The organism is Microcoleus sp. B3-A4 (assembly GCF_036705385.1).
In the GTDB taxonomy this organism is placed as follows: domain Bacteria; phylum Cyanobacteriota; class Cyanobacteriia; order Cyanobacteriales; family Microcoleaceae; genus Microcoleus.
Genome location: NZ_JAUBUI010000053.1, coordinates 1 through 26513, shown reverse-complemented (window position 1 = coordinate 26513; position 26513 = coordinate 1). Strand labels below are relative to the sequence as shown.

Below are 26513 nucleotides of genomic sequence, written 5' to 3'. Positions count from 1 at the left end.
TCGGGTGTTCCCGTGGAGTCAACACCTCTCTCGATCGATAGATGATTTCTGAGCCATTACCCCATATACTAAGCTTTCATTTACGTATTAAGACTTTCAGAAACCGGGGTTTTTGTCAGTGAGGTGGGCTGTAACTACAAAAAAATTGGTTTCTCTGTAAGCGAACTCTAAACCCATACCAAATCAGTTCTTCGCCTCTAAAATCTCAAATAGTAGGAATTATAAGTTGGGAATTTTGAGTCACAGACTTTTTTACAAAGTTTACTCCAAAAAGTATTAATAATCACCGAAATAAGTTAGAAAATATGTATCAATAAAAATAGTTTTGTAAATCGGGAATTAAATCATTGATTGTTCCCAAGCAAAATCAACGATACCCGCTAAGACAGTAAAATTAACACAGTTTAGATACAACTTGAAGGAAGATTGAGCATGACATCAACGGCTAGGGATTCCAGTCACATTCAATTTTGTATAGGTCGCGATCGCGCAGACATCGCACAGATCCAAGAACTATTTAAAGCCGCTGCCTTTTGGGCGAGGGAACGCAAGATAGAAGATTGGGAAATTGCGATCGCCAACAGCGAACCAGTTGTTACAGTTTGGGACGGCTCACGCGCGATCGGCTTTGCCAGAGCAACCTCAGATGGGATCTATCGAGCTACCATCTGGGATGTCGCCATTCACCCGGATTACCAAGGTGCAGGACTCGGCCGTAAATTAGTGCAAACGGTCTTGAGTCACCCTCGGATGTGCCGAGTAGAGCGAGTTTACCTGATGACAACTTACAAACAAAGCTTCTACGAGCGCATCGGTTTTCAGAAAAACGCTAGCACCACAATGGTACTTGAAAATCAGCTTCTAGAAGAGAATATCGAATTAGAAATTAGCAACGGCGAATTGCTAACTGCTAATTGTTAAATAATCACCCGATTGGCACCAAAATCTATAATATGTAGGGTGCGTAAGGGCGCACCTTACTCCCTATAAATAATTTCCTTCTTTCATCAAAAAAAGGGGTCTGAAACCCCGTCCTAAAAGGACGGCTTTACATGAATTTTTGTTAAGGTAGACCCTTTCACACAAGACGTGCTAGTATGTGAAATAGCGTAGTTAAGGTCAGCATGACACTAAAAGCCTTCAGCTATCGATTCTACCCAACGCCGGAACAAGAAAGTTTGTTGCGACGTACTTTGGGTTGTGCTCGTCTGGTCTATAACCGTGCTTTAGCAGTAAGAACTGAAGCTTGGTACAAAGAACAGAAACGGGTAGGGTATGCTGAGACTTCTTCAATGTTAACCGAATGGAAGAAAACCGAAGAACTAGATTTTCTCAACAAAGTTAGCTGTGTACCATTGCAACAATGTTTGAGACATTTACAAACGGCTTATACCAACTTTTTTGATGGGCGGGCAAAATATCCTAACTTCAAAAAGAAGCGCAACGGTGGTAGTGCAGAATTTACCAAGTCAGCATTCAAGTTCAAAGATGGACAAGTTTACCTAGCAAAAAGCACACAAGCGTTACCGATTCGCTGGAGCCGGACACTACCTGATGGTGCAACACCATCAATCTTAAGCGTGAAGCTTGCACCATCAGGTAGGTGGTCAGTTTCTCTGCTGGTAGATGTTGAAATTGAATCATTACCCAAAACAGATAATCAAGTCGGTATCGACCTGGGAGTTACAAGCTTACTCACTCTAAGCACTGGCGAAAAGATTGCCAACCCCAAAGGATTCAAGGCAAAGTATAGCAAGCTTAGAAGAGCGCAAAAATCTTTAAGTCGCAAGCAAAAAGGGTCAAACAACCGTTACAAAGCGCGGCTTAAAGTAGCGAAAGTGCATCAAGAAATCAGTGATGCAAGGAAAGATAATCTTCACAAGTTAACAACGCGGTTGGTGCGTGAAAACCAAACCATCGCCGTAGAAGACTTAGCTGTGAATAATATGGTCAAAAACCGGAAACTTGCTCTAGCTATAAGTGATGCAAGTTGGGGGGAATTAGTCAGACAACTTGACTACAAGTGCGATTGGTACGGTCGTACTTTAATTAAGATTGACCGATGGTTTCCGAGTTCAAAACGGTGTGGCAATTGCGGACACATCGTTGAAAAGATGCCGTTGAATATTCGGGAATGGGATTGCCCTCAGTGCGGTACTCACCATGACCGAGATATCAACGCAGCAAAAAATATTTTGGCGGCAGGGCTTGCCGTGTCAGTCTGTGGAGCGACCGTAAGACCTGAACAGAGTAAATCTGTTAAGGCTGGTGCGAAATCCCCTAGGGGACGGAAGCAGAAACCTAAGTCGTGAGTCTTAGGAATCCCCGTGCGTTTACGCCGGGGTGGATGTCAACTTCCCTCGAACCTCTTCCCCACCTCCGTTACATCCCGTACATGGCTCGTGGCCGAACTTCCTCCATCACAAAGTTGCCAAAGGAATAGAACACTGAGTCCGGTTAAAATTGCACTCTTCGGACTCAGAAGGCACAGCCAGAACCTCCAACTTTCCGCTCATCAAACTTAAAAGAGTCTGATTCATCAATAACCTCATTCCAGAAGAAACCTGAGAATTATCGCTGCTTTTAGTAGCATCACACTCCAAATCGTGCTTCAGCAAATCCCAAGACTCGCTCCAAGCACTCACTGAACGCTGATCGTCCACCCAAATGTGAACGTATCCAGATTCCGGCGAAGCATGGGCAGACACAGAAATACTCCCCTCCTCCATCTGAGCAACAGCAGTATCTACCAAATTGACTAAAACTTGCCTAAACCTCGGCAAATCTGCCAATACATAAATCCCCGGATCTGGCGGCAATATCTCCAAACGAATGCCGCGATTAGCAGCTTGCAAGTAAGTTAAATCATCAACCTCGTCAAGAACCTTAGCTAACTGAATCGGCTCAATATCCATCCTTTCAGTGCCGTGTTCAGTTTTGGCAACAGAGATAATTTCATCTATTAATTTCACCAGCTTGAGTGCCGCGACGTGAGCTTGCTCGACAAACTCTCGTTCCTCAGCAGGATCGTCGCACAAATCCGAGAGAATTAATTGCAGCGTACCAATCATAGTGCTCAGGGGCGATCGCAACTCGTGAGAAGTTCGAGCCAAAAAACCCGCCTTAAATTGGCTCATCTCCGATGCCATCTGATAAGCCAATTGAGTTTGCTTAAGTTGCTCGGAAAGGGCATCAAACTTCTCTAAGTGAATTTCTTGAGGAGGAGGTGCCACTTTGGGCGCAGGTTCGGGCTGTTGCGAGCTTTTTTGCCGCAGGCGCCAAATGAAACTGCTTCCCAAACCCAGCCCCAGTCCCATACCTAAATATATAAAGTCGCTCCAGCCGATCGGCGCCATATTGCTTTGCCTTGGAGTTTAGCTTTTAGCATTCTAACTCGATCGTGCCTTGTCGCAAGATTTCCCAATCGCTGCCACTCCATTTAGCCACAGTGGAAGGCAAACTCGAAGCTGTTGTCGCTGTTAATTCAGAAGGAACTAATGTCAAGACTTCGGGAAACTGAGCCTCAATTTCTGTCACAGACTCCAGAGGCGGCTGACCGGATAAATTGGCACTGGTAGTAGCCAAAGGGCCTGTCTGCTCTAGAATCTTTAGGGCCAGGGGAAGGTTAGGCACTCGTACTCCGATTGTAGTTGGGTCGATGGGATTCATCGCCGCCGGGACTTTTGGCGAAGCCGGCAGCACCAAAGTTAACGCCCCCGGCCAATAGGATTCGGCTACTTGCTGCCACAAGTTTAACTCTGCTGGACTTCCCTGCACGTAGGGCCACAAAGCCTGGGCGGATGCTGCCATCAAAATCAGCGGTTTGTCTTGACTGCGACGTTTAGCTGCAAAAATCAACTCCGAGCGATGGGGACGCGCAGCCAAAGCGGGTACAGTATCTGTAGGAAAACTGACGATATGATTGCCAGAAATTGCCCCTTGAACTAGGGCATCGATCGAAACTTGTGTCATGAGATTTTAGATTTAAAATTTTAGAATTGCGGCATATTCTTGAAACCTAAAGACGGTAGGCTAAGGCAAACCGATCGATTCCTGCTAAATCAGAAAATATCTGAACTTCACCGTAACTCCCGTGACTTTGCAGCATATCAGCTACCGCCTCAGCTTGTCCCGCCATCATCTCCACCAACCAAACTCCCCCGGATTCTAAATAATCGGGAGCAGTTTCTACCAAATGCCGGATGCAATCTAACCCGTCCAAACCGCCGTCTAACGCCAGATGAGGTTCGTGCTTCAAAACCTCCGGTTGCAGAGTCAGTACCGTGCTGCTGGGAATGTAAGGCGGGTTAGACACCATGCCGCTAACGCGACCTTTAAGAAATGTTAAGGGTTCCCACCACAAACCGTGATAAAAATTAATTCGTGATCCAAAACCCAAATTCTCAGCATTCAGTCGAGCAACTGCCAAAGCTTCCGAACTGCAATCTACTGCATAAACCGTAGCATTTGTCAACGCCGAAGCCAAGCCGATCGCGATCGCCCCGCTGCCCGTCCCCAAATCCACCCAATGCGATTTGGCAAATTCTCCCCCCCGAAGCTCGGATAAGTTTAAATCTTCTCTCCCCCTTAGTAAGGGGAGGTTGGGGGGGGTAGATTTTTGATGGATATTTTCTGCTTCTAAACGGCTTTTAACAGCTTCTACAGCCAAATCGATCAGCAATTCCGTTTCAGGACGCGGAATTAGCACCGCCGGCGTTACTTTGAGCGAAAAATGCCGCCAATGTGCAACTCCCGTTAAATACTGCACCGGCACCCGTTCCTGTAAGCGCCGCTGCCACAATTGAGCAAGTTCCGATAAAGACAACTTTAATTCTATTTTTGGCAAATCTTTAAACGACTCCAAACGCAGAGCCAACCTATCCAAACCAGCCAGCTCTTGCAGCAGCCAGTCGATTTCTGCTAGGGGAATGTCAGAGGATCTCGCCTCGGTTTTAGCTTGATTCGCCCATTCCCAAAGCTCTAAACCCGAAACAAACATAAGACTTTGTAATAATTGCTAATTGCTAATTTTTAATTGTTAATTGCGAATTCGTAAATAGTAGGTTGAGTCGAGAAACCCAACCTACTAATTAATGACTGATAACTGATGACTAATGACTGATGACTGCTGGCTAACTATTAGCGATTCTGTCGAGCTGGAGCCGGAGCTGGAGCCGGAGCTGGAGCCGGAGCTGGAGCCGGCCGAGCTGGAGCCGGAGCAACCTGTGGATTTTGGCCCGCACCGGCAGGTTGGAGCGATCGCACAAATTCCAGCGACTCCCGCGAGGGAATCAACATCATTTGGGTCAAAAACGGGTCGTTCTCAGTACGCAAAGCTTCCAAAACGCTCTCCAAGTTCACCACCTCAATCTTAATTGTGGCAGTCACGTTCGGCTGCTGCTGCTTAAAACGATCGACCATTCCCTGCAAATCCTCCTTGTTAAAAAACAAGGGAATCACCTCTTGTTGACCCCGCTGAATCGTCAAATAACCATTTTCCGCGCCGCCTCTAGCCAAAAACAGAGGTACACCGTTGAACTCGTTAACTTGTTGACCAGTCTGCTGAAGTACAGTTTTAGCCGACTGCACCTGCTGCGGAGCCGGAACGAAAGCAAATTGCACCTCCTCCGGCTTGCCTTTATTTGCTTGAGTGATCTGATAAATTTCCCCCAGCGACACCGGCATCACGCGCACCGACGCCGCCAACTGAGGATTTTTGGTTTTCAATTGATCCACAAAAGCTTGAGCATCTTTCTGGCTGATGAAAATTCCCGCCACTGAAGCATTACCAGTTTGACCCTGACCCTGCTTGGGAACAGTAGCGATCAGGGGCGCACCCTGAGCGTCTGTAATCGTAAATACCGGCACCGAGCGCAATTTTTCCAAAATTTGCGGCTCCGGCAGTGCCAGTGCAGACATCTTGCCAATTGGGGAAGGGCCCAGCAGAGTGCTGCCGACAATTCCCAATATTGCGCCCAAACGAACTAATGATTTCATGTTTTTTCCATCAGGAGCGATCCTGAAACACATTAACGCAAAGACTGGCGCTTTAACACGATCGGCAAAAACTGCCTCAATTTGTTTTCATTTTGACGAAATGTAAACATCTGAGACAGTTCTGCTTCAATCTATTATTTAACATTGTGCGATCGGGATGACAGGATTTGAACCTGCGACATCCTGCTCCCAAAGCAGGCGCGCTACCAAACTGCGCTACATCCCGGTGTTATAGTTAGCTAACCTCTAACAATTAACGCACAAAACCGCTTGCCTGTCAAGCTTTTTTAAATATTTAGCTCTTGATGCACCTAAGCCGAAGTTTTTTTAAGGTTGTGCGGTTTGACCCCACCCAAAAACCGATACCAGCCCCTGACTGCTATGGTGAGCTGCTCACAATTTTAGACCCTAGTTCAAGCTCCCAGATTCATCTGTGGAATAAATCTCAAATCTCAAATAGTTCCTTCGACTGAGGGCAACTCGACTGACGGGGACTTGACCCCTCGACTGAGCGCCGATGGTCTGAGCGCTCGCCGAAGTCTCACGCCGCAGTCTCAAATCTCAAATTGACTGACAATACTTGCACAACTTCATAACGGCGCTGGTGCCGAGATACATCAAAGCCTAACTGACCACAGCGCACAGGTGCATTCGGTGTTGGCAGCGTCAATATTGTATTGTATATCCTCAACAAATCAACGCCCACCTGCACCTCTGGGCTAATCAGGATACCAAAACATACCTTTAATCCCCTCTGGATCGGACATAAAGCCCAAATTGCGGTAAAAATCCACCACCTGAGGGTCAGCAAATAAGGTAATGTTGCTGATATCTTCACTGCGGAGTTTTTTAATGATGTATTTCATCAGCGCCTTGCCCATGCCTTTGCCCTGGTAGTCGGGATGAACTACCACATCCCAAAGCGTGGCATTAAAAGCATGGTCTGAAGTCGCTCTGGCGAAACCCACCAGCCGTCGCTGGCTGCCCCGCATCTCCCACATAGAGACGACTAGGAAGCTGTGCTGAATAGCTTTTTTGACTTTACGCAGGGGACGGCGGGACCAACCCACTGCATTACAAAGTTCTTCGAGTTCGTAGAGGTCAATGTCCCGATCGCAACTGAAAAAGATGCGAGCGTTGCCGCTGGCGGGTTTGCGAAACGTTGGGGAAAGCGGATCGCCTAACCCAACAGCCACATCTTCCTCAATTTCCGGTGTTTGGGGTACAGAGGCAGACTCAGAACTACTAAATAAGTTTTTCCAAAAACCCATGCAGGCGCGGTTAAGGTAGTAGAAGTTGGACGACGAGAAAGAGAACCCGACAGATAAACCCACTCCGATCGGCGTGGGATGAATTGCCGGTAGCCTCTTGAGGAACAGTTTACGGTACACTCATCTTACGCCGAAAACAGGGATTTGTCGTCCAACATTGGGTCGGCCCTTTTTTGATTCTTGATTCTCGTCAAGTTTCGTAGAACTGTTCTGCTAGCCAGTGTCCGGACAACCCGCTTTTAAGGTAAAATTTGTTGCCGAACCAGGACAGAGGCATTTTGGGAATTGCTTCTTTTGAGTGCCGCCGATCGCGCCGGAACTTATACCCTTGGTGGGAAATACCACTGGAATGACGCAACGGTGACATTCTTGTGATCGGTTCCCCGACCGATTTGACTTTTGCTTTTAGTGAGAAGACGGGGACAATTTAAGTCGAATCGTCAAATCGAAAATCCCATTGCCATAAGGCATGGGAGAGTCAATACCTAGTATATCTCCCGCACCTTCTCCTCAATTATGGCTTCGGGTTTAAAACCATCTACACTAGAACTTCTCAAACGCTTTAACCGAGCGTTTCCGCAGTTTTATGAGCAATTTGTCAGCAGCGAAATCCAGTTGCAAAACCTCAAATTAGCTTACCAGCTTTACAAAACTCGGCAAGCAGTCATCGAAATCCGAGCCGAAGGTAACAAAAGTGCCCTGCATTTTGCTTACCGGAACCAGTCTTTTCTATTGAGCGATATTTTTGGAGTGCTCGCCGCCTACGGACTGACGATTCACAGTCTGAGTCTGTACGGTCAAATTTACCCGCCCATGCTGGTATTTATCAAATTGGTCGTATCTCGCGGTGGCAAGGTACTGGCAGATAAAACAGCAGAAAACGTCTGTAGAGCGGTTCGAGAGGCCTTGGCGGGACATTTTGAGGTTGAAGAGATGTTGGCGGTGGAATTTAATTTAGACGCGGGTTTGGAAGATGTGGCAACTGAATTCTACGTCGATCCGGTTTTCCACTTGCCAGCTTTGTTGATTGAAGCAGATAATCAACCTGGACTTTTTTACAAAGTTATGTATGCCATCTGGCAAGAGGATTTGTTGGTGGTAAATGCTAATTTGCTGGTTTGGCGGGGGCGAACTCGCCTAATTCTCTACTTGTTGGGGCCCAATGAAAGTTTAATTCCCGAGTATCTGGGTCAGAAAATCGCTGAGGGGGTGCGACAAAGATTGCTAGGCGAGCGATTTTAGGGCAAGCTGCCGATGCTCCCTAAATAACTAGATTTCTATAAGTAGACATTTGTTTGCAGAAGTTGTCCAGTGAGATAGGATAAAAAGCTCGGCAAAATTGTTCGTACAAACGAGTGTAGATAGCGGTTCTGATAAACATGAGACACGCCAAAACGATGTTGTCAAGCTTTTTAAGTTTGATGGCGTACTTTAACTTGAAGCGCAAACAGCGCGTGGTGAGTCGTAAAGCCCGATGTTGTAACCGTATAAATGCAGTAAATAAGCTCGCCAAACTACACGCCAAAGTCGCATATCTCCGCAAAAATGCGCTCCATAAAATTACGTATTATTAGCCAAAAATCATAGCAAACTAACAATATACAAGTAGTAATAACAGATTAAAACATTTTTTAATTATCACACTTTTTGTGATATTTTAATAGTTTAATATGGGATCTACGAAGTTAATTTGTAACTAGCAAACAAAAATATTTGTTTGTCTAAATTGACACTGATATCCGATGGTTTACGACTTTATAAGTGGCTAAAGTGGGGAAAATTATGACCGCAAAATGCCCTTAAAAAATCGCGCTGATGTATGTCCCCCTTGCGATCGTACAGCAGACAGAAATTTGAATACTGCAAAAAACATAGAACGCTGGTTGGAAGGAATATTTATTCCAAGGTGATCGGATAAAAGGGCAAGCTAGGCCAAGATTGCCAGTGAATTGGACAAAAATCTTGTAGCGTCAACTTAAGACCGCGCGTTGCAGCAGGAAGTAAGCGGTAAATCGATAAAGTTGAGTCTTTTTGACTTACTTATAGCGCTTCTTGGGTAGATGAGATAAACAATTCCACTGAGAAAGCTTGAGAACACAGGGTTTCGGCGTACTCTCTCTTTCTGAGAAAGGCTATACATAGGTTTACATAGGTCTTATGGAGCGGGTAGGATAAAAGTATGGCAACAATCGACATCCTAGGGGTTCGGCACACTTACGAGTTGACGGCTCCGACTGCAACTTCCCCGGTTCTGGTATTTGTCCACGGCTGGCTGTTAAGCCGCCACTACTGGCAACCTTTGACCGATCGCTTGGCATCAAACTATCAGTGCCTTACCTATGATTTGCGGGGGTTTGGCGATTCTCAATCGGACTCCGGCGACGATCGCCCATGTTCCGAACCGCTAAATTCCTGCTACACTCCCGCAGCTTACGCTCGCGATTTGGAACTTTTACTCGAAAAACTCGATATATCTTCTGCTTGGCTGGTGGGACACTCTCTGGGCGGTACGATCGCTCTATGGGCAGCCAGCAAATTGTCCGATCGCGTTAAAGGCGTGGTCTGCATCAATGCAGGGGGCGGCATCTATCTTAAGGAAGAATTCGAGCGGTTTCGAGCGGTCGGCAAGCAGCTAGTGACAATGCGTCCCGGCTGGCTGCCTCGCTTGCCCTTAGCAGATTACCTGTTTGCCCGCGATTCTGTAGCCCGCCCGATCGGCAGATCCTGGGGACGGCAGCGCTTAATAGATTTCGTGGGAGCTCATCCAGAGGCAGCTTTGGGGGCTTTGTTGGACTCGACCACAGAACCGGAGATTCACCTGTTGCCGCAAATTGTCTCCCAACTCAAGCAGCCTGTTTATTTTATTGCCGGTACTAAAGACAAAATTATGGAACCAAAATACGTGCTGCATTTGGCTAGCTTTCACTGGATGTTCCAAGGTTGCGGCGAGAATGTCCTTCAGCTTCCCGATTGTGGCCATTTGGCAATGGTGGAACAGCCGGACGCAGTGGCTAGTTATCTGCAAAATATTCTGAAAGAAGACACTTAAAGGGAATTGGGCAAAACAAAGCCGAGGAATCGGGCATTGGGCCGAGATCCGGCTCGGGGAAACGAAGCTACCAAATAGAAAGTTATAGCAGAAAGAAGAAGGAAGAACGGAGAAGGCTTTAGTTGTTATCTAGGAGAGAAGGAAGAAATTGACCGCATGGGTAAAGTGCAATTAAGAACGTCCTAACCGTCCGGGCGGTTGCTATACAAGTTAAAAGTTAAAACATTCTTCCCTATTCCCTGTTCCTTCTTACCTCTTGCTTCTTCCCTGTTCCTTCTGGCTTCGCCTAAATCTGTTATCTTAAATAGATAAGTCTGCCCGCTCGCCCTCTTCGGACAGACGTTTCGATTAAATAGTGGCTTTCAACTCTAAATTCTAATTCTGCTTAAATATCTGTGCGCGTTAACCTCACCGATCGGCAACAACACATCCTTTGGGCAACGGTTCGCCACTACATAGCTACAGCGGAACCCGTTGGCTCAAAAGCTTTGGCTGACGAATTCAACCTCAGCGTCAGCCCAGCTACAATTCGCAATGCGATGGGGACTCTTGAAAAAGCTGGACTGCTTTATCAGCCCCACACTTCGGCAGGACGAGTCCCCTCTGACTCGGGCTACCGAATTTATGTAGACCAGTTGATCCAGCCGTCTGATACGCTGGCCCGCAAGGTAGAACAGGTACTAGACCAGCTCAATTGGTCGGACGGCCGCATGGACGCGGCACTCCGCGGCGCAGCTCAAATTCTGGCAACTATCAGCGGTTACATAGCAATGATCACCATACCGCAAACCAATATGGCTTGCTTGCGCCACTTGCAACTGGTGCAGCTAGAGCCCGGAAAGGTGATGCTGATCGTGGTGACGGATGCCTACGAAACTCAGTCGGTTTTGGTGCAGTTGCCGAGGGACGCAGAAGGTAACACGCCTGATGTGGAAATCGTCGATCGCCAATTGCAGATTTTGTCGAATTTTTTGAACAGCAAGTTGCGGGGACGATCGCTCTCGGAACTCTCGGCTGTAGACTGGAGCGAGTTAGACCGGGACTTTGAACTGTACGCTGAGTGGATGGGAACCATGCTGACTGCTTTGAGCAGCCGCCAAAGCAATCCAACCTACACGCGGATTCTGATCGGCGGTTTAGCAGAAGCGCTGCGCTTGCCTGAGTTTTCGCAGTTGCAGCAAGTTCAAACCCTGGTGCAACTGCTCGAACAAGAGCAAGAACTGCTTTGGCCTTTGATTTTTGAATCGCCTGAATTGGACATCCCCGGGAAGCGGGTAACGGTGCGTATTGGTTCGGAAAATTCTTTAGAACCAATTCGTGGCTGTACTCTCATTTCTTCGACTTACCGCCGGGGATCAGTGCCGGTGGGTAGTGTTGGGGTTTTGGGGCCGACGCGGATGGTTTATGAAAATGCGATCGCGGTTGTGGAAGCTGCAGCCGATTATTTGTCAGAAGCTATTGGCGGAAATCGAGTGAGTTTTCCTGATGGCGATCGAGGGCGATCGGATCATCCCTTGTTAGATGCACCCTAATGTGAGATCCCCAAGCTTAACTGGCTTGGGGTTTTATTGTCTGTGGACGTACTCGCAACCTTTATCAACCGGGTTTTGTGACAAAAAACCTAGGCTTTTATCCCACATTCCGCACCCAGCGGTGTTACACAGTATAATTACGCAGAAAACTCTATCTTTGAAGTAATAAATTATGCTTTTAAATAGTTATTTATCCGTTAATATACGGTATAACAGTAGAATTTATAGTTTTATTACTGGATCAAAATAAGTAAAAACCGATAGTGAGAGTTGAGGATGCGAAATGTGGGTTTTATACTATGTTTTGGGGTAAGAAACTAAAGCTTCGCGCTTGACCAGAGAGTTTCCTAAACAACCCGGTTTCTGCGTCCATGAGCGGCTCGGAAAGTGGCAGGAGTTACGGGGGAGCGACTTTCCAGCGCTTGGAAGAAAAAGATTGCGATGGCGAGCGATCGCGCATTTACAGAAAGTGGTCGCGGAGTGTTAATCAAATGGCAGGTTTAGCAGCCCAACCGATGAGTTTAGTTGCAAACCGGGTAGGGCGATCGCCCGCTCTAGGGATAGCTGCTGCGACAAATAAATTGAGGCGGCCCGAAGCCCGCGATCGTCGCTTCCCAAGGCAGCAGAATGTCAAAATATTAAGACATTTTAGAGAGATCGTCAAAAAGAACTAAAAAAGATTAGTGTTGATATGAAAGCAATATTTCTTTTGGGAATAGCCCGGGTTAAACAATTGCAAATAACTTGCAGTGAATTTGGCTTGATTGCCACTCCATAAAAAATTTAACCGCTGAGTTAAGATCGAAACGGAATTTAGGGAATTTTCTTTTAGCATTCAATGAAATCGACTGATAAAACTAAAAATACCTTTGCGATAACAACGCCTCTGTATTATGTAAACGATTTACCTCACGTTGGCAGTGCTTACACGACTATGGCTGCGGATGCCGTAGCCCGATTTGAGCGGCTGCGGGGCAAATCTGTTTTGCTGGTTACGGGGACGGACGAACACGGGCAGAAAATTCAGCGGACAGCCGAGAGTTTGGGACGATCGCCCCAAGCTCACTGCGATTCAGTGGTTCCGGCGTTTGAGGCGCTGTGGAAGCAACTCGACATCCAGTACGATCGCTTCATCCGCACAACTTCGCGGCGCCACGAGTACATTGTCAAAGAATTTTTCCAGCGCGTCTGGAACTCCGGCGACATCTACTTGAACCAGCAACAAGGCTGGTACTGCGTCTCCTGTGAAGAATTCAAGGATGAACGGGAATTGTTGCCCGGAAATCGGTGCTCCGTCCACACCAGCAAGGAAGTTGAGTGGCGCGACGAGGAAAATTACTTTTTCCGTCTGTCGCGCTATCAAGACCAACTGCTGGCCTTGTACGCAGAACGTCCCGACTTCATCGCGCCCGAAAGCCGACGCAACGAAGTGCTCAGTTTCGTCAACTCTGGACTGCAAGACTTTTCGATTTCTAGAGTGAATCTCGAATGGGGTCTGCCAATGCCAGTTGACCCCAGTCACAGCATCTACGTCTGGTTTGACGCTTTGCTGGGATACGTCACCGCCTTGCTAGATCCGGACAGCGACCCGATGTTGGAGAATGCTTTATCTAAATGGTGGCCGGTTGACTTGCACTTGATCGGCAAAGATATTCTTCGCTTCCACGCAGTTTACTGGCCGGCAATGCTGATGTCAGCGAATCTGCCGGTGCCGGGCCGCGTCTTCGCACACGGGTTTTTGACCAAAGACGGCAAAAAAATGGGGAAAACGGAGGGTAATACTTTAAACCCTGTCGAATTGGTCAACAAATACGGCGCTGATGCAGTGCGTTACTATTTTCTCAAAGAAATTGAGTTCGGAGAGGACGGCGATTTTAACGAAACTCGGTTTATCAATATATTGAATGCTGAGCTAGCAAATGATTTGGGAAATTTGCTTAACCGTACCCTAAATATGGCTCGAAAATATTGCGGTGGTTGCGTACCGAATGTGTTGGGAGAAAACATTGACGGCGACAACCTTCTCAAGGCTATGAGCCTGGATTTGGGCGCTCAAGTAGCGGGTTTTTACGAAGAGTTGGCTTTTAGCAAGGCTTCGGAAGCCGTGCTTGCATTAGTGCGAGCCGGTAACAAGTTTATTGACGTGCAAGCACCTTGGAGTTTGTACAAGCAGGGACAGATCGAAAGTGTCGCACAAGTGCTATATTCTGTTCTGGAATCTGTTAGACTAGCATCTTACCTTTTATCGCCGATTATTCCAAATATCAGCAACGCTATCTATCAGCAGCTAGGTTTTTCAATTGACTTTAACGATCGGGTTACAGTTAACAGTTTAGCGAATTTTGCAGCTCATGCTGCCTGGGGCGCTTTGCCGGCAAACCAAACTCTGGGGGAACCCCAACCAGTGTTTAAGCGACTCGAACTGCTGGAAACAGTAACTTAAGAGTTGGCAGCCAGCGCTATGGGTGTTATGACAGACTACGAATTAGCAGTTATTTCCTTACCAATCTTTCATAAAAATTGAGGCATAACAATCATGTTGAATAGAATAGAAAGCAACGACCTTTTTACGCCGGAACAGGTTCTAGAAAATCGGGGCCGAGTAGCAATTTTCATTGATGGCTCTAACCTTTTTTACGCGGCTTTGCAGTTAGGAATTGAGATTGATTACACTAAGCTGCTGTGCCGTTTAACTGCGGGTTCGCGGCTGCTGCGCTCTTTTTTCTACACGGGTGTCGATCGCACTAACGAGAAACAGCAGGGGTTTTTGCTGTGGATGCGTCGCAACGGCTACCGGGTGATTTCTAAGGATTTGGTACAGTTGCCTGACGGCTCTAAGAAGGCGAATTTAGATGTAGAAATCGCTGTGGATATGATGGCTTTAGTGGGGTCTTACGATACGGCGGTACTGGTGAGCGGTGACGGCGATTTGGCTTATGCTGTAGACGCTGTGAGCTATCGCGGTGTGCGGGTGGAGGTGGTGAGTTTGCGATCGATGACGAGCGACAGTTTGATTAATGTAGCCGATCGCTATATCGATTTGGAAATGATTAAGGACGACATCCAAAAAACATCGCGCCCTAATTATGCTTACCGCCCTTTGTCGGGTCTGAGCTTGATGGAGGAACACGACGACAGATAGGGAATTGGTAATGGGTAATTGCTAACGGTTAATAGGTGATGATTAATGGGTTGAATCATTGAGAATTAGAAGTTAAAAATTTAGACAAAGCATGACACATTTTTAATTTTTGATTAAGTGTTTTTTAATACCCAATTATCAATTACCAATTCCCAATTCTCAATTCCCAATTACCGATTACCAATTTCCCATTCCCAATGATTAATCTCAAATCCCAAATTCCCAATTTCAAATCCCCAAAATTGATGCTGCTATTTTTATCAGCACTGATTTTGGGGATTGGTGCTTGTGCGATTCCGCAAGAGGCTCCCAAGAACAAATTAGCGGAGGATATCAAAACTGCTCAACAGTCAAACAGCACTTTAACTTTAAACAAAGTAACTCTAGAACAAGCAAACGAAAAGGGCGAGACGTTCTGGAAAGTAAACTCGCAAAATGCCGTTTACAGCAAAGACAAAAAGATAGTTAACGTTCAGAAACCCGTGGGCAAATTGTTTCAGGACGGCAAAGAAATTTACGACATTCAGGGAGAAACGGGGCAGGTATTTCAGGAAGGAAATCAGGTTTTTCTCAAAGGTAACATAGTTGCTAAAGACCTGAAAAATGGAGTGGTTTTGCGGGGAAATGAGTTGGAGTGGCGGCCGAAGGAAGATGTTTTAGTTGTCCGCAACAATTTGACCGGAGAGAACAAACAGGTGACGGCTTCAGCGAAGGAAGCGCGGGTTTTCAGTAGGGCTAAGAGGATGGAGTTATTCGGCTCTGTGGTGGCGAATGTTAAAGATCCGGCTTTGCAATTGCGAACCGAGCACTTAGTGTGGTTTGTGGAGCAGCAAAAGGTAAACAGTGACAAACCGACTCAAATTGACAGATACAAAGATAAAATAGTAACAGACAGCGGTTTTGCCGATCGAGTAGATGTAGACCTAAAAACCAAGATTGCGACGCTGACAAAAAACGCTCAGTTGATGCCATCAGACCCGCCGCTACAAATAGAAAGCAGTTTGATGAGTTGGAATTTTCCGGCGCAATCTGTGATATCGCCCGGGCCTGTGAAGGTTTTTCACCGTGTGGAAAAGGTGACAATGACTGGGGATACGGGGCGGGGCGATTTAGAAAAAAAAGTTTTTTATTTGACGGGAAATGTAGTAGGCATCGGGGAAAAACGTCAAGCTCAATTAAATACCGATCGCGTAACGTGGTATTTAACTAACCAGACTTTCGACGCCGAAGGAAATGTTGTTTACAAGCAACTAAATCCGGTGTTTAATTTGACAGGGCCGAGGGCGGCGGGAGAGTTGAAAAATCAAACTGTGATTGTCAAAGGCGACGGTGGTGGCGGCCAAGTGGTTACGGAATTTGTACCCGACGAGTACAAGGGAACTTTGGGACAGCAATAATTGCGATCGCAGATGCGGGCAGATGAACACCCAACGCAAATCTAATTAAGATTAGATTGAGTAAGCAGGGGTTGCGATGACAACAAATGTACAAACAATTTTAGAAAGGCTTGATGAACCTATCTTAATTGGCTGATTAAGTTGGACAGAGTTTAAGGCTGTTGAACTGCATATCTCGCCTCCGGGGGTACGGCTGCCGTTTTTAGATGGGGTATTGGAGATTAGACGTAGGGCGGGAGGAAAACATGAAACTGCCAAACAGCGGATTTCAACGCTATCTCGCTCAGCCCGCTGCGTTTCTGGCGATCGCCCGTGCAGCCAAATCTTTTTCAGCTTCGCATCTGATTCAACCTGAACTAATGGCACTGTTGAGTTTAGGGTTGATTTAGGCACTATGCACTCTACAGTATTAGGACTTACGCATATATCCCCCAAACGCCTTGACCAGGGGGCTTTTAAGTGGCTCCCGGGATCTGTTCCGCCTTTTTGAAGCGGTTTCTCCCGGGAGCAGTTCCCGCCTTTTTAAGCGTTGGTCTGGGGGTCAGGATGGCTCTGGGTTTCAGGCCGTATAGTGCGTAAGTCCTGAATATAATTGTATGCTTAGATCACTTCATATTGAGGTCAAGACCTACAAGTAAATGGAGGTGTACTCAATATAGAGGGAATCAAGAATTTCCATAGAGATCGCTTTAAATGATTAAGGGTGAGGGACTGTTGTTATTGATACAATCCAAATACTAAAATGACTCCGCCATGACACTAATAGCAAGTGAGGACGAAGTTGCAAAAAGGCCTCAAAAAATCCCGCTGCGCCTCGTCTTAGTCGTACCATTCGTCCTGCAAATCTTTGCCGCTGTGGGACTGACAGGTTGGCTCTCGCTACGCAACGGCAAAACTGCCGTCAACAACGTTACTAGCCAATTACGAACGGAGGTACTAGCCCGCATCAATCAACAACTAAACACTTACTTGGAAACGCCCCATTTGGTCAATGCCATCAGCGTCGATGCCATTCGCCGCTTTGGGTTGTGGAATCCAAACAATATGGGTGCGATGAGAAGCTACTTCTTCTGGCAGCTCAAGCAATTTCCCACCGTTAGTTACATTAGTTTTGGAGGGGAAAGAAAAGAATATGCGGGTGCTGGATATAAGGATGATGGCAGTGTTGTTATTGAAATAACCGATAAATCTACTAATTTTCTTAATACGATAGTCAGCGTAAATAAAGAGGGCAACCCGACTCAGTTTAAGGAAACCCACCCAGAGTACGATCCCCGCATTCGACCCTGGTATAAAGCGGCAAAAGTTGCACGCAAACCCCAATGGAATAAAATTTATCAATATTATATTCAACCTAGCCTAGGAATCTCCGCTAGCCAACCTGCTTACGACAAAAAGGGGACTTTTATAGGAGTGGTAAGTACCGATTTGTTCCTCTCACAAATCGGCGAGTTCCTCCAAAGCTTAAAAATTGGTAAATCGGGAAAGACTTTCATCATAGAACGCTCGGGCTTGCTAGTGGCTTCTTCCACCGCCGAGCAGCCATTTCTTAACAGCACAGATGGCAAAAAAACGCAAAGATTAAAAGCGCTTGAAAGCACCGTCCCTTTGATAAAAGCTACAGCGCAGCATTTAATAGAACGCTTTGGTAACTTCACCGAAATTAGCAGCAACCAGCAACTAGACTTCATCCTAAATGGTCAGCGGGAGTTCGTGCAAGTATCCCCCTTCCAAGATGGTCGAGGTCTTGATTGGCTGATTGTTGTAGTTGTTCCAGAAGCCGACTTTATGGAGCAAATCAATGCCAATACCCGCAGCACTATCCTACTCTGCGTTTTAGCGTTAATGCTGGCGACGTTGTTAGGAATCCTCGCCTCCCGCTGGATTACCCATCCTATTTTTCGTTTGAGTAAAGCGAGTAGAGCGATCGCTAGCGGTCAATTAGACCAAAAAGTAGAGGTAAATGGTATAGACGAACTGGGAATTCTCGCTCAATCTTTTAACCAAATGGCACAGCAATTGCGCGAGTCTTTTGCTGCTTTAGAAAAGACAAACTCAGAGCTAGAAAATCGAGTAGAAGAACGGACAAGTGAGCTAAAAGAGGCAAAAATTGCCGCTGATACTGCTAACCACGCCAAGAGCGAATTTCTCGCGAACATGAGCCATGAACTCCGCACCCCCCTGAACGGAATTCTAGGATACGCTCAAATTATGGAACGCGATAAAACTACCACTCCTAAACAAAAAGATGCTATCCAAATTATTCACCAATGTGGTTCGCACTTGCTCACCCTGATTAACGATATTTTAGATATTTCTAAAATTGAAGCCAGTAAAATGGAACTTTACAGTTCAGCTTTTAATTTTCCTTTTTTTCTGATGGGCGTTGTGGAAATGTGCCGCATCCGAGCCGAACAAAAAGAAATTACATTTAATTATCAAGTATTAAATCAACTTCCTAACTCTGTCACTGCTGATGAAAAACGACTGCGCCAAGTTTTGATTAACCTTTTGGGCAATGCTATTAAATTTACAGAAAAAGGAGGTGTTATTTTTAAGGTAGGCGTAATAGGTAACGGGGAAGACTCTGACCAATCATCACTTACTAAAGTTCGTTTCCATATCCAAGATACTGGGGTTGGGATGGCCCCAGAACAGTTAGAAAAAATATTTTTACCGTTTGAACAAGTTGGAAATAGCCAACAGAAGGCAGAAGGCACTGGGTTAGGATTAGCCATCGCACAGAAAATTGTTGAAATGATGGGAGGAGAAATAAAAGTCGAGAGTATACTCGGTCAAGGCAGCATTTTTTCTCTAGATTTAGAGTTGACTACATCCTCTGAATATATTGAGCCAAATTCTAGCAATACTTCAATAAATTTAACTGGATTTAAAGGAAATAGAAATAAAATTCTGCTAGTAGACGATCGATTAGAAAATCGCTCTTTTCTTAGAAATATTTTAGAACCCCTAGGTTTTCAAATAATGGAAGCTTGTAATGGAACAGAGGGTTTAGCTAAAGCTGCTGAGTTTAACCCCGATCTGATTATTACAGACTTAGTGATGCCAGTAATGGATGGATTTGAAATGTCGCGACGCTTGCGACAATCATCAGAGTTTAAAGATGTAATCTTGATAGCATCCAGCGCCAGCGTGTTTAACTTCGATCGCCAAAATAGCCACGAAGCAGGTTGTAACGAGTTCCTGTCAAAGCCTATCGAAGTAGACGAATTGCTGGAAGTATTAAAGAATTACTTGCAAATCGAATGGATTTACGACCAACCTGCTGATTTAGGGAACGAACAGCGGGAAGGTTTAACTAATGTGTTAAATGTTCAGAGTGGTGAGCTTGTGATACCACCATCAACAGAGCTGGTAGCGCTGTTTAATGCGGCTCGGATCGGCGATATTGAAGTGGTTGAGCAGGAAGCCGATAGACTCAAGCAGATAGACGGCAACTATCTACCATTTGCTAATAAAATATTGCACTTTTCCAAAAATTTTGAAGAAAAAAAGCTACTAGCTTTTGTAAAAAAACATTTAGAGGAGTAAAATGTTTAACGACAAAGAAAATGTAATTTTAATTGTTGACGATAACCCGAATAACCTAAAAATTCTGTTCGATTTTTTGAAGGAGTCAGGCTTCAAGGTTTTAGTTGCTAAGGATGGGGAAAGTGCTATTGAGAAGCTACAAGAAGTTTCGCCAAATATCATATTGTTAGATGTGATGATGCCGGGTATAGATGGGTTTGAAACCTGCTACCGCTTAAAAGCATCGGTGGCAACGAAAGATATCCCTGTGATTTTTATGACAGCTCTTACCGATCGCGTAGATAAGGTTAAAGGTCTGTCAATGGGAGCAGTAGATTATATCACCAAACCCTTTCAGCAAGAAGAAGTCCTAGCCCGCGTGCAACTACACCTGAGACTGCGAAATGTGACCAAGACCCTAGAAGAGCAAAATGTGCTTCTCAAAGAGGAAATTGAAGCGCGAAAAGAGGCGGAAGCCGCCTTGCAGAAACTCACTTCTGAGTTAGAGGAACGGGTGGCTTCTCAAACGGCTGAACTTACACAAGCTGTGAACGAGCTTCAACAGGCTCAAGTTCAGTTGTTGGAAAGAGAAAAAAAATTAGGACATGATGCGTTTCACGACGCCCTAACACAGTTGCCTAACCGCGCTTGGTTTATGAATCGGCTGCAACAGGCGATCGACTTGTCGTACAGACGTGAAGACTATTTATATGCGGTGCTATTTATTGACCTCGATCGCTTTAAAGTCGTCAATGATAGCCTCGGACATTTGGTTGGGGATGAATTACTAAAAAGCGTTGCTTGTCAACTGCAAGCTTGTTTACGCCATACAGATGCAGTTGCGCGGTTTGGAGGAGATGAATTTGTGATCTTGCTGGAAGATATTAAAGATATTGATGAACCAACCAGGGTGGCTGAACGCATCCAACATCAATTAAGGCAGCCGTTTAATTTGCATGATTATGAAGTATTTACCGAGATCAGCATTGGCATTATCCTGAGCACAATGGGTTACGCTCGCCCCCAAGACGTGCTCAGAGATGCGGATATCGCAATGTATTATGCTAAAGCTCAAGGCAGAGGGTGTTACGAAATTTTCGATCCAACTATGCAAACTGTTGCGATGACGCGCTTGCAGTTGGAGAACGACTTGAGAAGGGCGATCGCGCTACAAGAATTTTGCGTTCACTACCAGCCAATTGTCTCCCTTTCTACGGGGGAACTGAGTGGCTTTGAAGCTTTGGTGCGCTGGCATCACGCATCTGGCATTATCTACCCGCCTGCCGAGTTTATCCCTGTAGCGGAAGAAACTGGTTTGATCAATGAACTAGGGTGGTGGGTTTTGCAGGAAGCTTGTCACCAGATCGGCATTTGGCAGCAACAGTTTCCCCAAACACCTCCCTTGGCGATTAATGTCAATCTTTCCGGCGTGCAGCTCAAGCAAGTAAACCTACTCAATCGAATTGAGGACATTTTGCAGCAGACTGGCATTCCCAGTTACTGTCTAAAACTAGAGATTACTGAAAGCTGCATTTTAGAAACAGTATCCAGGGAAGAAAAGATGTTGAAGCAGCTAAAAGCTCTAGGCATTCAGTTGTGTATCGACGACTTTGGTACGGGCTACTCTTCTTTAAGCCGCTTGCACGAGTTTCCCATTGATACCTTAAAGATTGACCGCTCTTTTGTTAGTCGCATTGGGACAGACAACAGTGGCCTAGAAATTGTCCAGACGATCGTGACGCTGGCTCGCAGCCGAGGTATGGATATCGTGGCAGAAGGCATAGAAACGCCAACACAGCTACAGAAACTCCGAGAGTTGGGGTGTGAGTTGGGGCAAGGATATTTATTTTCTCAGCCTGTAGACAGCGAAAAGGCAACCGAACTATTAGGCACAAAAGTAGGGGTAGTAAGCTGACCTGTCATCTAGTTGGGCGGCAATAAATTTTATGAATATTTTGTGGGAAAAGCCCAAAACCCTACTCTCATAATGCGAACTCAATTCTGCTGGGAATTAAGAGTTAGTTTGGGTGGGATTTTTGATATTTTATGAATTAATAAAATTTACGTCATGCCCGAACGTTAATGTTTAGGAATTCCTAACGGGTTTATGCTCCGTAACACAGAATTTCCGATATTTTGATTCACTATTGTCTCGAACGATCGACTTCGAGTCGCACTCTTGCAGTGTATGCTGTCCGTTGGGGTGTGCGGAATCTGGGATTGTGCGGATTTGGTATCAAAAGCTATCTAACGCCACACTCGCCTTAAATTCAACACAAATCCTGGCAATACATCTTCCCCGGATAACTCGGCGGGATTGATTAATATTTCTACTTCTGCTTGCTGTCGATAAATCTCTACCTGCCGGTTTTGCGGGTCAATCAACCAGCCCAATCTTGCGCCGTTGTCGATATATTCCCGCATCTTAGTTTGAAGGGTGGAGAGACTATCGGATGCCGAGCGCAATTCTACTACAAAGTCGGGACACAGGGGAACGAAGCCTTTACGTTCTTTTGCAGTTAGTGCTTCCCAGCGAGCTCGACTCACCCAGGAAGCGTCGGGAGAACGGCGAGCACCGTTGGGGAGGATGAATCCGGTAGAAGAGTCAAAGCCTTCTCCTAAATCTTCGTGTGCTTCGCACCAGCGATCAACTTGCCCGCTGATACTGAGATTGCGACTGCCTGATTCTCCTCCGGTGGGTGGATTCACTATTAATTCTCCTTGTGCACTTCTTTCTAATCTCAAGTCGGGATTTGCCAATGCTAGGGCCTCGAATTGTTCTGGGGTGACAAAAAGGCCGATCGCGTTTGGCAATTCTATAGAGATGGTTTCTGGTTCAGTAAATATTTGTACCATCTTCAATTCCAGTTTTTTTTAGATTGAACTCGGCAACAAAAAAAAGTTAAAGGACTCTCGCACGGGGTGGGGCGGGTTTACGAAATTGTGCGTTTTAGGCAATTACGATCGGTGAACCCGCCCCTACAAATTTTTGACAATGGTGCAATATGTTTGACGCTTTCTACAACTGTCCGAAACCTTTTTTAGGCTTATCTTTTTTCTTTTTCTTCTTCTGCTGGGCACCCATATAGCCGCGGGAACCGGGCTGCATTCCGGGGCCGCCCATTCCGGGCATTCCGGGCATTCCGGGCATTCCTCCCATGCCGGCGAAGTTGCCTTGACTCATTTGCTGCATCATGGTACGCATTTTCTGGAAATCGCTCACCAGCTTAGTTACGTCGTTTTCAGTGTAGCCGGCGCCTTTGCCGATGCGGCGGCGGCGGGATGGAGAACTTGCTAAAAGTTCGGGATTGCGGCGTTCTTCAACTGTCATCGAATTGATCATGGCTTCGGTGCGTTTTAGCTGCACTTCTCCCTGTCGCATTTGTTCGTCTGAGAGTTTGTTCATCCCCGGAATCATTTTCAGGATGCCGCCGAGGGAACCCATATTTTTTAACAGTCTGGTTTGCTTGAGAAAGTCGGTAAAGTCAAACTTTGCCGTGAGCATTTTCTCTTGCATTTTCTCGGCATCGGCGATGTCGAATTCTTCTTGCGCTTTTTCTACTAGCGTCAAGACATCGCCCATGCCGAGTATTCTCGATGCCATGCGATCGGGATAAAATGGTTGCAAGGCTTCCACTTTTTCGCCGACGCCGACAAATTTAATCGGCGCGCCGGATATTTGCCGCACGGATAAAGCTGCACCGCCGCGGCTGTCGCCGTCTAATTTGGTTAAGATTGCGCCGGTAATGCCGATTTGTTCGTGAAAGGTGCGGGTTAAATTTGCTGCTTCTTGGCCGGTCATGGCATCAACAACTAACAGCGTTTCGTGGGGTTGTACTGTTTGTTTGATGCGGCCCAATTCTGCCATCATGTCTTGGTCGATTTGCAGGCGGCCTGCTGTATCGACGATGATGGTATCGATGCCGATTTGTTTGCCGTGTTCGATGCCTTGGCGGGCAATTTCTACGGGGTCAATGTCTTTGCCTAATTCAAATACCGGTACGTCGATTTGTTTGCCGAGTGTGAGCAATTGGTCGATCGCGGCTGGTCGATAAATGTCGGTTGCGACTAGCAGTGCGGTACGATTTTGTTTGCGGAGGTGCAGCGCTAGTTTGGCGGTAGCTGTGGTTTTCCCGGTTCCTTGCAAACCGGCCATCAGGACAACTGTGGGCCCGGAGTCTGCGGTGGCTAGGGGTACGTTGGTTTCCCCCATGACGCGGACGAGTTCGTCGTGGACGATTTTAATGAATTGTTGGTCGGGACGGACGCCTGAAACGACTTCTGCGCCTTGTGCTTTTGCCGCTACCTCTCCGATGAAGTTTTTGACGACTTGGAGGTTGACATCGGCTTCCAGGAGGGCGCGGCGGACTTCTTTGAGCGCGTCTTGGATGTTGGACTCGGAGATTTTATTTTGTCCGCGCAGTTTTTTCCAGGTGGATTCGAGTCGATCGGCAAGGGCTTCAAACATAGGGCAATGTAGGCTAGTCAGTATTTTTAATTTTAGGCTAAATTGGAGTTTTTGGATTGGGGTTTTGCTGAAAGTTGAATGTTTTTATTTTCTAACCGCTGAGGAACGCGGATTGATGCTGAAACTAATTCAATTTCATGTAGTAGGGTACGTTTTGACAAACCCTATTTTCTGGAATAGGATTAAAGTATTTCCGTCACCTTGCCACAATTTTAATGTCTGCTTAGGCCCAAAAATATTCGAGAACTCAAAAGCCTGTTGCTAAAAGCTGGGTTTACTTATCGTTCGGCAAAAGGCAACCATACAAGATGGGTTCATCCTTTACTACTATCATGAACCAATTACCATTGCTGGAAATGATGGCGATGATGCGAAACTGTATTTAGAGAGAGAAGTTAATCGAAAAATTGGAATATTGAAAGCAATTGAAGAAGAGGAACCTGAATCATGAAATTACCTTATATAATTGTTATTCAATGGTCGGATGAAGATAACTGCTACCTAGTTCACTTACCTGATTTTCCATCTCAGCAGTTCCACACTCATGGAGATACCTACGAAGAAGCTTTGCAGAATGCAGTAGAGGTATTAGAGCTTTTAGTTGAAGAATATCAGGTAGATGGTAAATCTCTCCCAGAACCTAAAACTCTAGTAGAAAACTTGCTGTTTGCTTGATTATTGATTTGAAGCGAGATCCCTTCCCCAAAAAACAGGCGCTCGCTCTTTTATGTAGAAAGGCGATAGTTTTTATAATGGGATGTTTTGAAGTTATTTGATGTTGGTTTTTATGTATTCTGCGATCGCTGGTTGGACTGTGAAGAGGGTTCGATCGCCCTTTTGGACTTTTTCGATTAATAACCTCCGTCTCAAGGATTCGACGGATTTCAGGAATTCTGAAGGGGATAATTCCAGAAGGGCTGGCTTTTTGGATATTTCTACTGCTTTGATTTGATTGGCTAACCAGGACATTACTTGTTTTTCGGTGTCGGACAAACGCTGAAAATGTTGGTGCAATAAATATTCTAAGTCTCCTAAGACTAGGCTCTCATAGGAGAAAAATTCAGAAATATTACCGCTAAATAAGTCTTTAATTGCAGCGGATACTATGTTTAACCACAAGGGGTTGCCTCGGTAAAGGTCTATCAAGTCTGACCATTTTTCCGATTCGGCTAGGCCTTTTTCTGTGAATATTTCTCGCGCTGGTTCGCCTAAACTATTGAGTTGCAATGTTTGACAATTTTTCTGATGGCTTTCTAATGCTGCAATTTCTCTGGGTTTTTCCCAACTGAGCAAAACTATGCAACTGTGGTGACATGATTCTGCTATTTGTTTGAAGAAAGTGCCGTAATTTTCATATCCTGGTTGATAGTTTCCTGCTAGCTGTTGGCTGCTGAAAATTGTTTGCACGTCATCGAGGACGATCAGACAGCGGTGCGATCGCAAATAGTCTATTACCCCCCCCAGCCCCCCCTTGCTAAGGGGGGGAGACGGAGGTTGAATATCTTCGCCCCCCCTTGATAAGGGGGGGTTGGGGGGGTTAGTTTCTTGCTGCTGCGATAGGAATTTAATTAAGTCGGTTTGGAGTGTTTGGAGGGGTGGCGCGTCGCGGAGGCTTCGCCAGATTATACAGTCGAATTCATATTGAATGTGTTGGATTAATTGGAGGGCGATCGCACTTTTGCCGCTTCCGCTTAATCCTAAGATGCTGATGAGACGGGTGCGGTTTTCCAAAATCCATTGTTTGAGAGTGGAAAGTTCGGATGTGCGATCGAAAAATGTCGAGATTTCTGGTGCGTCGTCTAAGTCGATGCGGGGCTGTTTTGCTGTTGGTTGGGGGTTTTGGGGTGAAGTGGGCGATCGGGCTTTTTCATGACAAATGTTAACGTTATGATTAACAGTTATATTCTCGCCTGTTACATTTTCAACAATAGCCAATTGATAATTATAAAAACTTGCCTTTTCTAATACAGTCCTAAAATTGTTTTTAGTAATATTTTTTTTCAATGCCTTAGAAAGTAGTTTCCAAAGTTGTGAACCGACATTTCTAACATCAATGGCACTGAAAAAGTGAACTCAAAAAAATCTGTAAGGCAATATATATATAGATCATTGCCTTACAAACACAA

22 protein-coding genes and 1 tRNA gene are annotated in these 26513 nt (G+C 45.8%); 13 read left to right on the top strand and 10 right to left on the bottom strand.

All coding sequences use genetic code 11. The features are described 5' to 3' along the window. Positions 1-432: 432 nt before the first annotated feature. Both QUB33_RS19750 and QUB33_RS19745 read left to right on the top strand, forming a co-directional pair. Complete coding sequence (locus QUB33_RS19750; protein ID WP_333352980.1) at positions 433-921, top strand: GNAT family N-acetyltransferase; 489 nt, start codon at positions 433-435, stop codon at positions 919-921. 203 nt (positions 922-1124) lie between these two features. Continuing rightward, the gene (locus QUB33_RS19745) at positions 1125-2312 is read left to right on the top strand and encodes an RNA-guided endonuclease TnpB family protein (RefSeq protein ID WP_333352977.1); all 1188 of its coding nucleotides are present in this window, start codon (positions 1125-1127) and stop codon (positions 2310-2312) included. 108 nt (positions 2313-2420) lie between these two features. Here the strand turns inward: QUB33_RS19745 and QUB33_RS19740 are convergent, their stop codons facing one another. From QUB33_RS19740 to QUB33_RS19710, 7 genes are all read right to left on the bottom strand, one after another. Next, on the bottom strand, positions 2421-3356 hold the full coding sequence (locus tag QUB33_RS19740; protein WP_333352974.1) for a sensor histidine kinase: 936 nt from the start codon (positions 3354-3356) through the stop codon (positions 2421-2423). Between the two features lie 25 nt (positions 3357-3381). After that, positions 3382-3972: an L-threonylcarbamoyladenylate synthase gene (locus tag QUB33_RS19735; RefSeq protein ID WP_333352971.1), complete on the bottom strand. Its 591-nt coding sequence runs from the start codon at positions 3970-3972 to the stop codon at positions 3382-3384. A gap of 46 nt (positions 3973-4018) precedes the next feature. Continuing rightward, positions 4019-4999, bottom strand: a complete 981-nt coding sequence (locus tag QUB33_RS19730; protein WP_333352968.1) for a HemK/PrmC family methyltransferase — start codon at positions 4997-4999, stop codon at positions 4019-4021. Between the two features lie 140 nt (positions 5000-5139). Beyond that, a complete protein-coding gene (locus QUB33_RS19725) occupies positions 5140-5997 on the bottom strand; it encodes a Tic22 family protein (RefSeq protein ID WP_333352965.1) in 858 nt (285 codons plus the stop codon). 152 nt (positions 5998-6149) lie between these two features. Continuing rightward, positions 6150-6223, bottom strand: a tRNA-Pro gene (locus QUB33_RS19720). A 493-nt stretch (positions 6224-6716) separates the two neighbouring features. Further along, on the bottom strand, positions 6717-7268 hold the full coding sequence (locus tag QUB33_RS19715; RefSeq protein WP_190656386.1) for a GNAT family N-acetyltransferase: 552 nt from the start codon (positions 7266-7268) through the stop codon (positions 6717-6719). A gap of 190 nt (positions 7269-7458) precedes the next feature. Further along, a complete protein-coding gene (locus tag QUB33_RS19710; RefSeq protein WP_190739097.1) occupies positions 7459-7635 on the bottom strand; it encodes a hypothetical protein in 177 nt (58 codons plus the stop codon). 149 nt (positions 7636-7784) lie between these two features. Here QUB33_RS19710 and QUB33_RS19705 point away from each other — a divergent pair, with 149 nt between their 5' ends. The 10 genes from QUB33_RS19705 to QUB33_RS19660 all read left to right on the top strand — a co-directional run bounded on the left by QUB33_RS19705 (position 7785) and on the right by QUB33_RS19660 (position 21834). Further along, entirely contained in the window at positions 7785-8510 is a 726-nt protein-coding gene (locus tag QUB33_RS19705) for a hypothetical protein (RefSeq protein WP_006631881.1), read from the top strand. A gap of 937 nt (positions 8511-9447) precedes the next feature. Then, the gene (locus tag QUB33_RS19700; protein ID WP_333352960.1) at positions 9448-10317 is read left to right on the top strand and encodes an alpha/beta hydrolase; all 870 of its coding nucleotides are present in this window, start codon (positions 9448-9450) and stop codon (positions 10315-10317) included. A 389-nt stretch (positions 10318-10706) separates the two neighbouring features. Further along, entirely contained in the window at positions 10707-11849 is a 1143-nt protein-coding gene (gene hrcA / locus QUB33_RS19695) for a heat-inducible transcriptional repressor HrcA (RefSeq protein ID WP_445299541.1), read from the top strand. Between the two features lie 371 nt (positions 11850-12220). After that, positions 12221-12523, top strand: coding sequence for a hypothetical protein (locus QUB33_RS19690; RefSeq protein ID WP_333352953.1), 303 nt, complete (start codon positions 12221-12223; stop codon positions 12521-12523). Positions 12524-12687: 164 nt separating this feature from the next. Continuing rightward, entirely contained in the window at positions 12688-14292 is a 1605-nt protein-coding gene (gene metG, locus QUB33_RS19685) for a methionine--tRNA ligase (RefSeq protein WP_333352950.1), read from the top strand. A 93-nt stretch (positions 14293-14385) separates the two neighbouring features. Next, positions 14386-14991: a LabA-like NYN domain-containing protein gene (locus QUB33_RS19680; RefSeq protein WP_006631885.1), complete on the top strand. Its 606-nt coding sequence runs from the start codon at positions 14386-14388 to the stop codon at positions 14989-14991. 197 nt (positions 14992-15188) lie between these two features. Next, entirely contained in the window at positions 15189-16388 is a 1200-nt protein-coding gene (gene lptC / locus QUB33_RS19675; protein WP_333352947.1) for an LPS export ABC transporter periplasmic protein LptC, read from the top strand. Positions 16389-16633: 245 nt separating this feature from the next. Then, positions 16634-16777, top strand: a complete 144-nt coding sequence (locus QUB33_RS19670; RefSeq protein ID WP_333352944.1) for a hypothetical protein — start codon at positions 16634-16636, stop codon at positions 16775-16777. Between the two features lie 364 nt (positions 16778-17141). Continuing rightward, positions 17142-19940 (top strand): ATP-binding protein, encoded by a 2799-nt coding sequence (locus QUB33_RS19665; RefSeq protein WP_333352941.1) that lies wholly within the window; start codon positions 17142-17144, stop codon positions 19938-19940. A gap of 1 nt (position 19941) precedes the next feature. Further along, positions 19942-21834, top strand: a complete 1893-nt coding sequence (locus tag QUB33_RS19660; protein ID WP_333352938.1) for an EAL domain-containing protein — start codon at positions 19942-19944, stop codon at positions 21832-21834. 332 nt (positions 21835-22166) lie between these two features. Here the strand turns inward: QUB33_RS19660 and QUB33_RS19655 are convergent, their stop codons facing one another. Both QUB33_RS19655 and ffh read right to left on the bottom strand, forming a co-directional pair. Next, positions 22167-22775, bottom strand: a complete 609-nt coding sequence (locus QUB33_RS19655) for a Uma2 family endonuclease (protein ID WP_333352935.1) — start codon at positions 22773-22775, stop codon at positions 22167-22169. Between the two features lie 163 nt (positions 22776-22938). Continuing rightward, positions 22939-24387: a signal recognition particle protein gene (ffh, locus tag QUB33_RS19650; RefSeq protein WP_333352932.1), complete on the bottom strand. Its 1449-nt coding sequence runs from the start codon at positions 24385-24387 to the stop codon at positions 22939-22941. A gap of 447 nt (positions 24388-24834) precedes the next feature. Here ffh and QUB33_RS19640 point away from each other — a divergent pair, with 447 nt between their 5' ends. After that, entirely contained in the window at positions 24835-25062 is a 228-nt protein-coding gene (locus QUB33_RS19640) for a type II toxin-antitoxin system HicB family antitoxin (protein ID WP_190739090.1), read from the top strand. Positions 25063-25155: 93 nt separating this feature from the next. On the opposite strand, the gene QUB33_RS19635 is transcribed toward QUB33_RS19640, so the two are convergent. Then, on the bottom strand, positions 25156-26322 hold the full coding sequence (locus tag QUB33_RS19635) for an NB-ARC domain-containing protein (RefSeq protein ID WP_333352929.1): 1167 nt from the start codon (positions 26320-26322) through the stop codon (positions 25156-25158). Positions 26323-26513 lie beyond the last annotated feature (191 nt).

What these genes read in the sequence shown, in the direction of transcription:
- QUB33_RS19750 (WP_333352980.1), top strand. Translation starts at nt 433, where the DNA reads ATGACATCAACGGCTAGGGATTCCAGTCACATTCAATTTTGTATAGGT.
- QUB33_RS19745 (WP_333352977.1), top strand. Translation starts at nt 1,125, where the DNA reads ATGACACTAAAAGCCTTCAGCTATCGATTCTACCCAACGCCGGAACAA.
- QUB33_RS19740 (WP_333352974.1), bottom strand. Translation starts at nt 3,356, where the DNA reads ATGGCGCCGATCGGCTGGAGCGACTTTATATATTTAGGTATGGGACTG.
- QUB33_RS19735 (WP_333352971.1), bottom strand. Translation starts at nt 3,972, where the DNA reads ATGACACAAGTTTCGATCGATGCCCTAGTTCAAGGGGCAATTTCTGGC.
- QUB33_RS19730 (WP_333352968.1), bottom strand. Translation starts at nt 4,999, where the DNA reads ATGTTTGTTTCGGGTTTAGAGCTTTGGGAATGGGCGAATCAAGCTAAA.
- QUB33_RS19725 (WP_333352965.1), bottom strand. Translation starts at nt 5,997, where the DNA reads ATGAAATCATTAGTTCGTTTGGGCGCAATATTGGGAATTGTCGGCAGC.
- QUB33_RS19715 (WP_190656386.1), bottom strand. Translation starts at nt 7,268, where the DNA reads ATGGGTTTTTGGAAAAACTTATTTAGTAGTTCTGAGTCTGCCTCTGTA.
- QUB33_RS19710 (WP_190739097.1), bottom strand. Translation starts at nt 7,635, where the DNA reads ATGTCACCGTTGCGTCATTCCAGTGGTATTTCCCACCAAGGGTATAAG.
- QUB33_RS19705 (WP_006631881.1), top strand. Translation starts at nt 7,785, where the DNA reads ATGGCTTCGGGTTTAAAACCATCTACACTAGAACTTCTCAAACGCTTT.
- QUB33_RS19700 (WP_333352960.1), top strand. Translation starts at nt 9,448, where the DNA reads ATGGCAACAATCGACATCCTAGGGGTTCGGCACACTTACGAGTTGACG.
- QUB33_RS19690 (WP_333352953.1), top strand. Translation starts at nt 12,221, where the DNA reads ATGAGCGGCTCGGAAAGTGGCAGGAGTTACGGGGGAGCGACTTTCCAG.
- metG (WP_333352950.1), top strand. Translation starts at nt 12,688, where the DNA reads ATGAAATCGACTGATAAAACTAAAAATACCTTTGCGATAACAACGCCT.
- QUB33_RS19680 (WP_006631885.1), top strand. Translation starts at nt 14,386, where the DNA reads ATGTTGAATAGAATAGAAAGCAACGACCTTTTTACGCCGGAACAGGTT.
- lptC (WP_333352947.1), top strand. Translation starts at nt 15,189, where the DNA reads ATGATTAATCTCAAATCCCAAATTCCCAATTTCAAATCCCCAAAATTG.
- QUB33_RS19670 (WP_333352944.1), top strand. Translation starts at nt 16,634, where the DNA reads ATGAAACTGCCAAACAGCGGATTTCAACGCTATCTCGCTCAGCCCGCT.
- QUB33_RS19665 (WP_333352941.1), top strand. Translation starts at nt 17,142, where the DNA reads ATGACACTAATAGCAAGTGAGGACGAAGTTGCAAAAAGGCCTCAAAAA.
- QUB33_RS19660 (WP_333352938.1), top strand. Translation starts at nt 19,942, where the DNA reads ATGTTTAACGACAAAGAAAATGTAATTTTAATTGTTGACGATAACCCG.
- QUB33_RS19655 (WP_333352935.1), bottom strand. Translation starts at nt 22,775, where the DNA reads ATGGTACAAATATTTACTGAACCAGAAACCATCTCTATAGAATTGCCA.
- ffh (WP_333352932.1), bottom strand. Translation starts at nt 24,387, where the DNA reads ATGTTTGAAGCCCTTGCCGATCGACTCGAATCCACCTGGAAAAAACTG.
- QUB33_RS19640 (WP_190739090.1), top strand. Translation starts at nt 24,835, where the DNA reads ATGAAATTACCTTATATAATTGTTATTCAATGGTCGGATGAAGATAAC.